This is a genomic window from Pseudomonas fluorescens HK44, from assembly GCF_000217955.3.
Classification (GTDB): Bacteria; Pseudomonadota; Gammaproteobacteria; order Pseudomonadales; family Pseudomonadaceae; genus Aquipseudomonas; species Aquipseudomonas fluorescens_AQ.
Genome location: NZ_AFOY02000004.1, coordinates 503,701 through 517,029, shown reverse-complemented (window position 1 = coordinate 517,029; position 13,329 = coordinate 503,701). Strand labels below are relative to the sequence as shown.

General features: G+C 59.6%; 7 protein-coding genes, 1 other RNA gene and 1 pseudogene. 3 read left to right on the top strand and 6 right to left on the bottom strand.

Annotation, left to right across the window (positions count from 1 at the left end; translation table 11 throughout):
- Positions 1–10: 10 nt before the first annotated feature.
- On the bottom strand, positions 11–2,083 hold the full coding sequence (gene dnaX / locus HK44_RS04325) for a DNA polymerase III subunit gamma/tau (RefSeq protein ID WP_019689540.1): 2,073 nt from the start codon (positions 2,081–2,083) through the stop codon (positions 11–13).
- Positions 2,084–2,229: 146 nt separating this feature from the next.
- Here dnaX and HK44_RS04320 point away from each other — a divergent pair, with 146 nt between their 5' ends.
- The gene (locus tag HK44_RS04320; protein ID WP_019689539.1) at positions 2,230–2,988 is read left to right on the top strand and encodes a substrate-binding periplasmic protein; all 759 of its coding nucleotides are present in this window, start codon (positions 2,230–2,232) and stop codon (positions 2,986–2,988) included.
- A gap of 3 nt (positions 2,989–2,991) precedes the next feature.
- Here HK44_RS04320 and HK44_RS04315 read toward each other — a convergent pair whose 3' ends face one another.
- Positions 2,992–4,692 (bottom strand): putative bifunctional diguanylate cyclase/phosphodiesterase, encoded by a 1,701-nt coding sequence (locus HK44_RS04315; RefSeq protein ID WP_019689538.1) that lies wholly within the window; start codon positions 4,690–4,692, stop codon positions 2,992–2,994.
- Positions 4,693–5,150: 458 nt separating this feature from the next.
- Here HK44_RS04315 and HK44_RS04310 point away from each other — a divergent pair.
- A pseudogene (locus HK44_RS04310) lies at positions 5,151–5,288 on the top strand (helix-turn-helix transcriptional regulator); the annotation flags it as partial.
- 53 nt (positions 5,289–5,341) lie between these two features.
- On the top strand, positions 5,342–5,710 hold the full coding sequence (locus HK44_RS04305; RefSeq protein WP_019689537.1) for a VOC family protein: 369 nt from the start codon (positions 5,342–5,344) through the stop codon (positions 5,708–5,710).
- Between the two features lie 119 nt (positions 5,711–5,829).
- Here HK44_RS04305 and ffs read toward each other — a convergent pair.
- From ffs to smc, 4 genes are all read right to left on the bottom strand, one after another.
- Positions 5,830–5,926: signal recognition particle sRNA small type (gene ffs / locus HK44_RS04300), an RNA gene on the bottom strand.
- A gap of 203 nt (positions 5,927–6,129) precedes the next feature.
- Entirely contained in the window at positions 6,130–8,487 is a 2,358-nt protein-coding gene (gene ligA / locus HK44_RS04295) for an NAD-dependent DNA ligase LigA (protein WP_019689536.1), read from the bottom strand.
- A 246-nt stretch (positions 8,488–8,733) separates the two neighbouring features.
- Entirely contained in the window at positions 8,734–9,582 is an 849-nt protein-coding gene (gene zipA, locus HK44_RS04290) for a cell division protein ZipA (RefSeq protein WP_019689535.1), read from the bottom strand.
- 256 nt (positions 9,583–9,838) lie between these two features.
- On the bottom strand, positions 9,839–13,327 hold the full coding sequence (smc, locus tag HK44_RS04285; RefSeq protein WP_019689534.1) for a chromosome segregation protein SMC: 3,489 nt from the start codon (positions 13,325–13,327) through the stop codon (positions 9,839–9,841).
- Positions 13,328–13,329 lie beyond the last annotated feature (2 nt).

Sequence of the window (13,329 nt, the reverse complement as noted above, 5' to 3'; positions counted from 1 at the left end):
CCTTCAGTTATTAGCCCTGGCTGACCAGAGCCTCGACAGGTTCAATAGTATCGTTACGGATCACCGCGCCGAACTGTTGCATCATTTGCTGGATGAACGGATCGCCGTGAATCGAATCCTCTGCCTCGCGCTGGCGGTCGGCACGTCGACGCGAAGCCGCCTGGGCCGGGGTTTCCTGCTCCGGCTTGATCAGCTCGATGCTCACCGTCAGGGTGCGCTGGTGATACTGGTTCAGCGCATCGTTCAGCCGGCGTTGTTGAGTCGCATTGAACAGCGCGCTGTGGGCCGGGTCCAGGTGCAGCAGCCAGTGGTCGCCATCGACGGCGATCAGCGTGCAGTTGGCGGCGATGCTGCCGGTCATGCCGGAAATCGGCAATTTCGGGAACAGCTCCAGCCATTGCAACGCCAGACCGGTGGCCGGCATCGCGGCAGGTTCAGGTTCGGGGGCCGGCGCAGGTTCTGCGGCGTGCTCACTGGCCAGCTCATCGAGATAACTATAGGCCGAATCCATGTCCGGCTCGATGTAGTCCTCGTCCAGCGGCGGCTCGTCATCCAGGTCCATGCCCGGCGTGGCGGCGTCGACTTCAGCTACCGACGGCTCGGGAATCGGCGCTGCCGCCCACTCAGGCGCATCGGGTACAACGCTGTCCGGAGTCGGTGTCGGCATTGGCGTCAGGTCAGGCTGCTCGGCAGTCGTCTCCAGCACCGGCTCGATGGCCGGTTGCTGCACGATCTCAGGCTCTACCGGATCGTTCCAGGGCAAGTCGACAACCTCTTCGACGATGACCACAGGTTCAGCGACCACCTCGACCACCGGCGCGGGTGCAACCACCTCGGCAACCGGTTGAACCGGCACCGCAGCGACAGGTGAAGCGGCAACGGGAGCAGGCGCGACTACCGGCGCAACACGCGGTGCGCCAGCCACGGAGTGTGCGGAATCAACTGTGGCCTGGCTGATCCCCACTGGCTTTAGCGGCTGCCTCGGCGCGTCTGCAGTGTCTGCCGGCCGGAACGCGAGCATTCGCAGCAAGACCATTTCGAACCCACCGCGCGGGTCCGGCGCCAGAGGCAAATCGCGGCGGCCAATCAAGCCCATCTGGTAATAGAACTGCACGTCTTCGGCCGGCAAGGCCTGAGCCAGTGCCAACACCCGGTCACGGTCGCCATGACCGTTATCGACGCCTTCAGGCAAGGCCTGGGCAATCGCGACGCGGTGCAGCACGTTAAGAATTTCCGACAGCACGCCATTCCAGTCCGGGCCCTGCTCGGCCAGATGCCGCACCGCTTCGAGCAACCCCTTGGCGTCGCCATCGAGCAGTGCGTGCAGGACATCGTAGACCTGACCGTGATCGAGGGTGCCGAGCATCGCCCGTACATCGGCCGCCATGACCTTGCCTTCGCCGAAGGCAATGGCCTGGTCGGTGAGGCTCATGGCATCGCGCATCGAACCATCGGCAGCACGGCCCAACAACCACAGTGCATCGTCTTCGAACGGCACATTCTCGACGCTCAGCACGTGGGTCAAATGCTCGACCACACGCTCCGGCGTCATGTTTTTCAGCGAGAACTGCAGGCACCGCGACAGAATCGTTGCAGGAAGTTTCTGCGGATCGGTGGTCGCCAGGATGAACTTGACGTAGGGCGGCGGCTCTTCGAGGGTTTTCAACAGCGCATTGAAGGAATGGCTGGAGAGCATGTGCACTTCGTCGATCAGGTAGACCTTGAAGCGCCCACGGCTCGGCGCGTACTGCACGTTGTCGAGCAGCTCACGCGTGTCCTCGACCTTGGTCCGGCTCGCGGCGTCGATCTCGATCAGGTCGACAAAGCGCCCTTCATCGATTTCACGGCACACCGAGCACTCGCCACACGGCGTCGACGTGATACCTGTCTCACAGTTCAGACATTTGGCAATGATCCGCGCGATGGTGGTCTTGCCCACACCCCGGGTGCCGGTAAAAAGATAGGCGTGGTGCAGCCGCTGACTGTCCAAGGCATTGATCAGAGCCTTGAGCACATGGGTCTGGCCGACCATTTCGCGGAACGAGCGCGGACGCCATTTACGTGCAAGAACCTGATAACTCATCGAAAACCGTCGCAACTGGGAAGCGGAAGCGGGTAATGCTAGCGGAGCAAGGGCAAAATTGCATCCGGTGTGCTCGGCTAATCTGGCTAAGCTGGTCTTTGGGGGCGTTTTAATCGGCTCCTGCCGGTATTTTTGCTGGAGAGTTTATGCGTTCAGCCTTGGGGGCTTTGCTGTTGATCAGCGTCAGCGCTACTGGCGCGCCTGCACCCTTGCGCTTTGCGATCACCGACAGCTGGGCGATGCCCATGGTGCAAATCGAGCACGGCCGACCGACCCAGGGCATTCTGTACGACGTGATGCTTAGCCTGGCCACACAACTGGGTCTGCCGGCCGAGTTTCATGTGCTGGCCCGCGCGCGCGTGCAAAGTGCCATGGAGCACGGGGAAATCGACATCCGCTGCTACGCGGCGCAATCCTGGTTGCCGAATCAGTCCGGGGACTATCTCTGGAGCGTTCCGTTGTGGTTTCAGCGCGACGTGTTGGTCGCTGCGCAAAGCGCTCCTGCCTCGGTCATCCCCGCCAGCCTTTCTGCGCAGCCAATCGGCACCGTACTCGGCTACAGCTACCCAACCCTGCAACCACTGTTCGACAGCGGCCAACTCAAACGCGACGATGCACGCAACCAGGAACACGTGCTGAAAAAACTGGCGGCCGGCCGTAACCACTACGCCGTCAGCAATCAATGGGCCCTGGACTGGTTCAACCTGCAACTGTTGCCCGACCGGCCATTGCGGACAGTCACGGTGTTGCAGGAACAAAACGTCGGTTGTTATGTGCGTAACGACCCAAAACTGCCGGTCCAGTTGATTCTGCGAACGCTGCTCAAGATGAAAATGTCCGGGGAAATCGACGACATCATCAGGCTCTACACCGGAACCAACGAACCGACCCAGACCGCTCAGTAAGCCTCAGACCGCCCGCTCCAGTGCCTGCCACCGGGTCGGAGCGACGAAGGCCTCGACCCAACCCGGCACTTCACTGGCCGGCATCGGCCGTGCAATGAAGTAGCCCTGCGCAACCTCGCAGCCCAGGCGCAACAGCATCTCGCCATGCTCGACGCTTTCCAGGCCCTCGGCAATCACCTCTCGCCCGAACGCCCGGGCAAGATCGATCACCGCGGTGGTCAGCGCCAGATCATCGCGATCATGCAACATGTCGCGCACAAATGACTTATCGATCTTGATGGTTTGCGTGTGCAGGCGCTTGAGGTAACTCAGCGACGAATAACCCGTGCCAAAATTTCCCAGAGAGAACCTCACGCCCAGCGTCTGACAGGCTTGCAGGCAGGTGCTGACGTGCTGAATATTCTCGATCGCCACCGACTCGACAATCTCCAGGTCTAGCAACTGGGGCGCAACCCAGGCGTGCCGTTCAAGCACGCTCTTGAGCCGATCAAAAAAATCCGCCCGCTGAAAATGCCGGGCAGCAATGTTGACGCTGACCGGCCAGCGTTGTCCGTCCTTTTGCCACCGCGACAACTGCGCCAGAACCTGCTCCATTACCCACTCGCCAATATCGACGATCAGGTCCGTCTCCTCTACAAACGGCAGAAACTCCCTGGGCGGCACCAGGCCGTTTTGCGGATGCTCCCAGCGCAGCAATGCCTCAAAACCAACCACCGCACCGCAGCGCATATTGACCTTGGGCTGAAAATGCAGGCACAGCTCATCGTTGAGCAAGGCCTGACGCACCCGCGCAACCGTCTGGTGAGTCGCCTTGACCTCATGGTCGCGCACCACATCAAACAGGTGAAAACGGTTACGCCCGCTCTGCTTGGCCACGTACATTGCCTGATCGGCGTGGCGCAACAGGGTTTGCGCATCTTCGCTGTCGACCGGGAACAGCGTGACGCCGATACTCGCAAAGACATTGATGTCCTTGCCCAGAATCGAATACGGCGCAGAGATCGCCTCCAGCACTCGATGCAGCGCCGCGCGCAATTTCGTCATATCGCGCACAAACCGCAAGATCAGCACGAACTCGTCCCCGGCCAGCCGCGCCACCACATCCTCGCCACGAACGATGGTGCGCAGACGCTTGGCCACTTCAATCAGCAACAAATCGCCGCTGGCGTGACCATAGCCGTCATTGACCGCCTTGAAGCCGTCGAGGTCGAGCATGCACACCGCCAACGGCACGTTCTCGACGCGGGAATAATCCAGGGCCTGCTCAAGCAAGTCGGAGAGATACGCCCGATTGGGCAGACCGGTCAAGACGTCATGGCCAACCCGCCATTGCAGTGAGTGCAGCAACTGACGCTTTTCGCTGATATCGAAGCAAATCGACAGATACCGCTGGACCCGTCCGGTCGATTCGTCCAGCACTGGCACCATGGTGCTGTCGACCCAGTACAGGCTGCCGTCCTTGGCCCGGTTGCAGATTTCGCCCTTCCAGACTTTGCCCAAGGCAACGGTACGCCACATCGTTGTGAAGAAATCGTCAGGATGCAGACCTGAATTGAGGATGCCGTGGTTGGCCCCTAGCAACTCCTCGCGACTGTGGCCAGACACCGAGCATAACAAATCGTTGACATAGGTAATGCGCCCCGCCAGGTCCGTCTCGGAGAAAATGGCGGCTGCATCTACAGCCCTGCGGTACTTCTCATCCATGAGTCCGGCTCACTGTGGCTAGCGGTTGTACCGCTCGACCAGCGCACAACGCCCGGAAGAGATGTTTTGAAAGATGCGGCACTGCGCAAAGGATCGCAGCGCGAGATGCTGCCTGGGCAACATCCTTGCAATAGAGCGGGTTGGCAAATTCAGATGCACGTTAAAACTCCATGAACAGCTTTTGATGGCCCCCGAACAGACGACTATCAACTACCTTGTACAAACACGTCAGAAACGCTGACTCCGGTACATCAGCGTCGCCTCTGCACACCCTGCGAGGTAACACAATGCCGGCTGTCTCACATTGCCTGGACTTATGAAGCCAGGTCACCAAATGCCTGTACGAAAGACGGATTCTACGAAATACATCACATTTTGCAAATTTAGGCGACGGATCATGCGGTTGTCCAGTGCAAAAATCTATTGTTAATTTCTTGATTCTAAATCGGAATTGAGCGATGCAAATTTCAAGTTTGGGTCCAGCCATAAGGCGCTATCGCAAGGTGGCAGGGCTTACTCAGGCTGAACTCGGTGAAAAAACCGGTTTTGACCCCAAAACCATCAGCCGCTTCGAAACTGGCACCTATACCCCCAGCACAGCCCGACCGTCCAGGCTTGAGCCATCAATGCCAACGACATCGGAGTCGCCATGAACGCCCAACATTACCTGCTGCTGTACGTCGACAGCCCCGCCACCAGCGCCAACTTCTACAGCCGCCTGCTGGACAAGCCACCGGTTGAACTGCAACCGACCTTTGCACTGTTCATTCTCGATTCGGGGCTAAAGCTTGGGCTGTGGTCCAGACACACCGTTGAACCTGCAGCTGAAGCGGCGGGTGGTGGTGGTGAACTGGGATTCTCGGTGGCCGACAAAGAGACGGTCGACACGCTGTACGCCGTATGGACCGAACAAGGGCTGCGCATCGCCCAAGAGCCGATTGAACTGGATTTCGGCTACACCTTCGTGGCGCTCGATCCTGACGGGCATCGGTTGCGGGTATTTGCGCTTTCGGAATGACAGCGAGGTTATTTTGGACGAAACAAGGCATCGATCAGGAAAGATCAATGAGATAGAAATTCTGGTTTTTTTTGAGGATCACAAGCCTTGCGAATGAAGGCCTGGCGTTAAGGTGGCGACCCCACCAGCCACACCCCGGCACACAATGTTCCCGCTGTGGCTGCTTCCTTCCGGATCTGACCAGGTTCACGGGTAATCGTTGCGGGGGGACCGATGGGGTCACCATAACGACGCTCACCTGACGGCGAGCCGCGCCATTGTACCTATCTGAGACGAAGTTACAACCGTTCGTACAGATTAAAAAATATGAGCCGGGTCAAGGACATGCGCTGGCCTTGAAAAGATCGCAGCCTTCGGCAGCTCCTACAGGGGATGACATTTACATGTAGGAGCTGCCGAAGGCTGCGACCTTGCCGACTTCAGGCAGTAATGCCGTGCCCGGCCAAAAACGCCACGAACGCCTCTTCGTCCAGCACCTTCAACCCCAGCTCATTGGCCTTGACCAATTTGGAGCCGGCGCCAGGCCCCGCCACCACGCAGTAGGTCTTGGCCGACACCGAACCCGCCACCTTGGCGCCGAGGCTTTCGAGCTTGTCCTTGGCGACGTCACGACTCATCAGCTCCAGAGCACCGGTGAGCACCCAGGTCTGACCTGCCAACGGCAGGCCTTCGACGACTTTCTTCTCGCTATGCCAGTGCATGCCGAAGTCGCGCAACTGCTGTTCGGCATCCAGCGCCAGTTGACGGTTCTGTTCGATGGCGAAGAATTCACGAACGGCGTTGGCCTGCTTCTCCGGCAGCGCTTGACGCATGTCCAGCCAGTCGGCGCTGATGATCGCTTCCAGCGAACCGAACTTGTCAGCCAGCTTCTGCGCCCCGCCCGGCCCGACCGAGGGAATGTTCAGCTTGTCGATCATCCCGCCCAGCGTGGTACTGGCGGCAAACTCGGCGCCCAATTCGCCCTGATCCTGAATCTCCAGGCCATGCTTGAGCAGCTCTTCGATCACCTTCCGGTTGTGCGCGTCCTCGAAGAAGCTATGAATCTCGTAGGCGACCTCCAGCCCGACATCCGGCAAGTACGTCAGCACTTGCGGCAATGCCTGCTGAATCCGCGCAAGCGATGCCAGCGAGCGCGCCAGGACCTTGGCCGTCTCTTCGCCGACATCCGGAATTCCGAGGGCGTAGATGAAGCGCGCCAACCCCGGTTTCTTGCTGTCGGCAATCGCGCTGAGCAAGTTCTTGCTCGACAGCTCGGCGAAACCTTCCAGGTCGACGATCTGCTCGAAACTCAAGGCGTACAAATCCGCCGGCGAGCTCACCAGCCCTTCATCCACCAACTGCTCGACACTCTTCTCGCCCAGGCCTTCGATGTCCATGGCCCGGCGCGAAACGAAATGGATGATCGCCTGTTTGAGCTGGGCCCCACAGGCCAGACGCCCGACGCAGCGATACACCGCCCCTTCGCTGACCGTTTCACGACCCTTGCTGCGCTTGACCAACTGCGTGCGCTCGACATGCGAACCACAGACCGGGCAGCACTCGGGAATCTGCACGGGACGGGCGTTTTCCGGGCGACGCTCGGTAACCACTTGCACCACTTGCGGGATCACGTCGCCGGCGCGGCGAATGATCACCGTATCGCCGATCATCAAGCCCAAACGCGCGACTTCATCCATGTTGTGCAATGTCGCGTTGGACACGGTCACACCCGCTACTTTCACTGGTTTCAACCGTGCGACCGGAGTGACCGCACCGGTTCGGCCAACCTGGAATTCCACGTCGAGCAACTCGGTGAGTTCTTCCATCGCCGGAAATTTGTGGGCAATCGCCCAGCGCGGCTCGCGAGCACGGAAGCCCAGTTCACGCTGCGAGGCGAGGCTGTTGACCTTGAACACCACACCATCGATTTCATAAGGCAGCGCATTACGGCGCTCGCCGATATCGCGGTAGTAATCCAGGCATTCGTCGATACCCTTGGCCAGTTTCAACTCGTGACTGACCGGCATGCCCCATTGCTTGAGTTGTTGCAGATTGCCGATGTGCGTGTCGGCAATCTCGGCCGAGACCTGGCCGAGACCGTAGCAGCAAAACTCCAGTGGGCGACTGGCGGTAATCTTCGAATCCAGCTGACGCAAGCTGCCTGCCGCGGCGTTGCGCGGGTTGGCGAAGGTTTTGCCGCCGACTTCCAGTTGCGTGGCGTTAAGGCGATCGAAACCGGCCTTGGACATATACACTTCGCCGCGCACTTCCAGGGTCGCCGGCCAGCCGCTGCCCTGCAGCTTGAGCGGAATGTTGCGCACGGTGCGCACGTTGACGCTGATGTCTTCACCGGTGGTGCCGTCGCCTCGAGTAGCGCCGCGCACCAGCATGCCGTCCTGATACAGCAAGCTGACTGCCAGGCCATCGAGCTTCGGTTCGCAGCTGTACTCCACCTCGGCGCCACCGCCAAACAAATCGCCTGCCGGCAAATCCAGACCTTCGGTGACCCGGCGATCGAACTCGCGCATGTCGTTTTCTTCGAAGGCGTTGCCGAGACTGAGCATCGGCACTTCGTGCTGCACTTGAGTAAACGCGGCAAGCGCTGCACCGCCAACCCGCTGGGTCGGTGAGTCGACAGTGACCAGCTCGGGGTTTGCCGTTTCCAGCGCCTTGAGCTCATGGAACAGCCGATCGTATTCGGCGTCCGGAATACTCGGCTCGTCGAGGACGTAGTAACGATAGTTGTGCTGATCCAGCTCAGCGCGCAGCTCTAGAATGCGTTTTTCAACGGCGGTCATGGGTGCTCTCTCATAAAGCAAAAGAGCAGCCGAGGCTGCTCAATCTTCAAAATACGATAGCGTAAAGGTGCGGACTCTGTGGCGAGGGAGCTTGCTCCCGCTCGGCGGCGAAGCCGTCGCAAAACAGGTAAATGCGGTGCATCTGAATAAACGAGGTTGCCTGAACAGGGCCGCTTCGCAGCCCAACGGGGCAAGCCCCCTCACCACAATTGGCTCTCTAGTCATAGAGAGCTTGGCCATTCGACATCAGCGCTTCTGGGTCAGGGCGCGACGCTCGAACTCGACGATGCGTTGACGGTAGTGCTCGATGGTCTGAGCGGTCAGCACGCTGCGCTGATCGTCCTTCAGTTCGCCATTGAGCTCCTGAGACAGTTTGCGGGCAGCCGCGACCATCACGTCGAAGGCCTGCTTAGGGTGACGCGGGCCTGGCAAGCCAAGGAAGAAGCTGACGGCCGGGGTGCTGAACAGATCGATATCGTCCAGATCGAACACGCCAGGCTTGACCGCGTTGGCCATGGAGAACAGCACTTCGCCGTTGCCGGCCATGCTTTCGTGACGATGGAAGATATCCATCTCGCCAAAACGCAAACCGCTTTCCAGAATGTTCTGCAGCAGGGCCGGGCCTTTGAAACCACCCGGGTCACGGCAGATCACGCTGATGACCAGTACTTCTTCTGCCTGCGGTTGTTCTTTATTGACTGCAGTGCTCGACGATTTGGTTTCATCCGGAAAATCATCACGGCTGCTGAAACTCGGGCCGCCATCCAGGTCCAGATTCAAATTCAGGTCACCCTGGGATGGCTCGCCACCACGCTTGCCGCGCTTGGAGCCCGATTCACGCGGCTCACGGGCAGGCATGCTGACTGACGGCAAGTCATGCTCGTCGAGTTGCGGTTCTTTATGGGTATCCAGTACGCGTGGCGGGCCCAGCAGTTCGGCACCACTGTCCTCGTCCGGCAGATTGGACAGGCTTCGGTCCAGGCGAAATTTCAGCTTGCCCTTGCCGCCGCGCATGCGCCGCCAGCCATCAAAAAGAATACCGGCAATGACAATAATGCCGATGACGATCAGCCACTCGCGCAGACCGATTTCCATGTAATCCCGTGCCTCTATAAAAAATGCTGAAAAATAAGGGGTTTACAAGCTGCAAACCGCTTTAAAACGTGGCGCCAACTCTATGTTCTGAATGGCGTTTTGCCCACGCATACGAAAAATTGACATTAAACTAGCACGACCAAAGATAACTTTACACCGTCAGTCACAATGGCTTCAGCCATTATGTCGATTGGCCAGCAATCTCTGCGGGTAAAAATCCCTGCTTCCCGCAAATATCCGGCCTATGCGCCATGACTCAGGCGTCCACCATTGCCATCGCCTCCTCGACATCCACGGCTACCAGACGCGAACAACCAGGCTCGTGCATCGTGACCCCCATCAATTGGTCGGCCATTTCCATGGCGATCTTGTTGTGGGTGATATAGATGAACTGCACTGTTTGCGACATCTCTTTGACCAATCGGGCATAGCGTCCAACGTTAGCGTCATCCAGCGGTGCGTCAACTTCGTCGAGCATGCAAAACGGTGCCGGGTTCAGCTTGAAGATCGCAAATACCAATGCCAATGCCGTCAGGGCTTTCTCACCGCCGGACAGCAAATGGATGGTGCTGTTCTTCTTCCCGGGCGGACGCGCCATGATCGTTACCCCTGTATCGAGTAGATCTTCGCCCGTCAGTTCCAAATAAGCGCTGCCTCCACCGAAAACTTTTGGGAAAAGAGCCTGCAATCCACCGTTAATCTGATCAAAGGTATCTTTGAAGCGATTGCGGGTTTCCTTGTCGATCTTGCGAATGACGTTTTCCAGGGTGTCGAGCGCTTCCACCAGGTCAGCGTCCTGAGCATCCAGATAACGCTTGCGCTCGGACTGCTGCTGGTACTCGTCGATGGCCGCGAGGTTGATCGCCCCCAGTCGCGCAATTCGCGCAGCAATGCGCTCGAGTTCTTCTTCAGCTTCTTTTTCGTTCGCTTCAGCCACCAGAGTGGCGAGCACCCCGTGCAAGTCATAGCCGTCTTCGAGCAATTGATCCTGCAAGGTTTTGCGGCGCACGGTCAGGGCCTGCCATTCCATGCGTTGCTGTTCAAGTTGACCACGGATCAGCTGCGATTGCTGCTCGGCCTGGCTGCGGCGTTTCTCGGCGTCGCGCAATTCACGGTCGGCATCTTCCAGGGCGATCTGCGCGGTTCTGAGTTCTTCGTCGACGCTCATGCGTTTGTCGAGCAGCTCCTCAAGCTTGAGCCGCAACTCTTCCAGCGGCGCTTCGCCCTCCTCCAGATTAAGGCTGAGCTGCTCGCGCTTTTCCGTCAGGCGCTCGGACTGCAATTCCAGCCGTTCCAGCGCCTGACGGGTTGAGTCGTGTTGCGCCTTGAGCGAGCCAAGACGCACCGCCAATTGGTGCGCATGGTCTTTATGTTGACGGGCCTCCTGCCGCACTCGATCCAGGCGTTCGCGCAAGCTGTCGCGCTGCGCCAGCAGCAATTCGCGCTGCTCGGTGTCGAGCGCCATGCTGTCGAGGGCTTCCTGCAATTGCAGGCGCGACTCGCCAACCTGTTCATGTTCCAGCGCACGCTGCTCCGCCAGTTCACCGAGCTCTTCGTCGAGCCGCGTGCGACGCAATGTCAGTTGTTCGGCCTTGGCCTTACCGGCCGACAGTTGAGCTTTCAATTCACCTTGCTGGCGCGCTTCGTCTTGCAGCAAACGGCGCAGGTGTTCGCGGCCATTCTCTTGCTGGCGCTGCTGGGCGCGCAGGTTTTGCAAGGTGGTTTCCAGCGTCTCGACGGTGGCTTCACGCTCTTCGCGCTCAAGCCCCAGACGCTGGATTTCCTGCCCGCGCGCCAACATGCCGCTCTCGGCCTCACTGGCGCGGCGCACCCGCAAAAAGTGCCGCCCGACCCAGTAGCCATCAAGGCTGATCAGGCTTTCGCCGACCGACAACTGGCCACGCAGCGACAGCGCTTGCTCAAGACTCTCCACCGGCTTGACCTGTCCCAGCCACGGCGACAGATCGATCTGCGCCTCAACCTTGTCGAGCAGGCTGCCGGGGATCCGCACACCGTCGATGGCCGGGCTGAGCAAGCGCAGATCGCCTTGGGCAAAGCCGGACAGATCGAAGCCCGCGAAGTCATCGACCAGCACTGCTTGCAGGTCGGCACCGAGCACGGTTTCCACCGCCAGCTCCCAACCCGCTTCAACTTTCAAGCCTTCAGCCAGACGCGGACGCTCGGCCAGATGTTGTTCGCGCAACCACTCGGCGGCGCCGGTGCCCGGATTGAGCGCCGCTTGCTGCAACGCCTCCAGCGAGGCCAGGCGTCCGTTGAGCCGTTGCAAGTCGCCCTGCGCCTGCTGCTGGTTTTGCAGCGCCAGTTGCAGCTCCTGACGCAACTGCTCAAGCCGCTCGACCTGCGCTTCTTCGCTGGCCTGCAAATCGTCGAGGGTTGCCTCGCTGGCGGCGAGTTGTTCGTTGAGATCAAGGATCGCCGCGTCTTCCGGGTCTGCCGACAACAGGTCGCGCTCTTCGGCCAAGCGACGTTGACGCTCGGCCAGGCGTTCCATGCTGGTTTCCAGCTGCTGGATGCGCGACTGCTGGACTTCGGCCTGACGCCGTGGCTCGGCCGATCGCAGGTTGAAACTGTCCCACTGCTCCTGCCAGCCGTGCATGGTGGTTTCGGATTCTTCCAGCGCGGCGGCAGCCTCTTCAGCGGCGGCGCTGGTGACTTCCTGCTCGGGCGTGAGCATGTCCAGTTCTTCGCCGAGGGTTGCCAGCAAGGTGCGGTCGTGGCCCAGGTGCGACTCGGTTTCCAGGCGCGAACGCTCGGCCTCCTTGAGGTCGTCCTGCAACTGACGCAACCGCTGCTGACCGTGTTGAATGCTTTGCTCGACCCGGGCGATGTCGCCGCCGACCGAATAGAAGCGTCCCTGCACCAGATTGAAGCGCTCAGACAGGTCGTGATGACCATCGCGCAGCCGTTCGATGCTCGCATCGGCATTGCGCTGTTCAGCGACCAGGGCTTCAAAACTGATTTCCTGGTTGCCGATGATTGCTTCGCGCTGGCCGACCTGTTCGTTCAATGCCTGCCAGCGTAGCGCCGACAGTTGAGCCTTGAGCTGACGCTCTTGGGCCTTGTATTCCTGATACTTCTCGGCGGCCTGGGCCTGACGATGCAGGCGTTCGAGCTGACGTTCCAGCTCATCACGCAGGTCGGTCAGGCGCGCGAGGTTTTCATGGGTGCGACGGATGCGGTTTTCGGTCTCGCGCCGGCGCTCCTTGTACTTGGAGATCCCCGCTGCTTCTTCGATGAAGTTGCGCAGGTCTTCGGGCTTGGACTCGATCAGCTTGGAGATCATCCCCTGTTCGATGATCGAGTAGCTGCGCGGGCCCAGGCCGGTACCGAGAAAAATGTCGGTGATATCGCGGCGACGGCATTTGGTGCCGTTGAGGTAATAAGTGGTCTGGCTGTCGCGGGTGACTTTGCGGCGAATGGAGATTTCCGCGTAAGCCGCGTATTCGCCGATCAGTGTGCCGTCGGAGTTATCGAACACCAGTTCGATGCTCGCCTGACTTACCGGTTTGCGACTGGTAGAGCCGTTGAAGATGACGTCGGTCATCGACTCGCCGCGCAAGTTCTTGGCCGAGCTCTCGCCCATCACCCAGCGTACGGCGTCGATGATGTTCGACTTGCCGCAACCATTGGGCCCGACCACCGCCGCCATGTTACTGGGGAAGTTTACCGTGGTCGGGTCGACGAAGGATTTGAACCCCGCCAGTTTGATGCACTTGAGCCGCACGC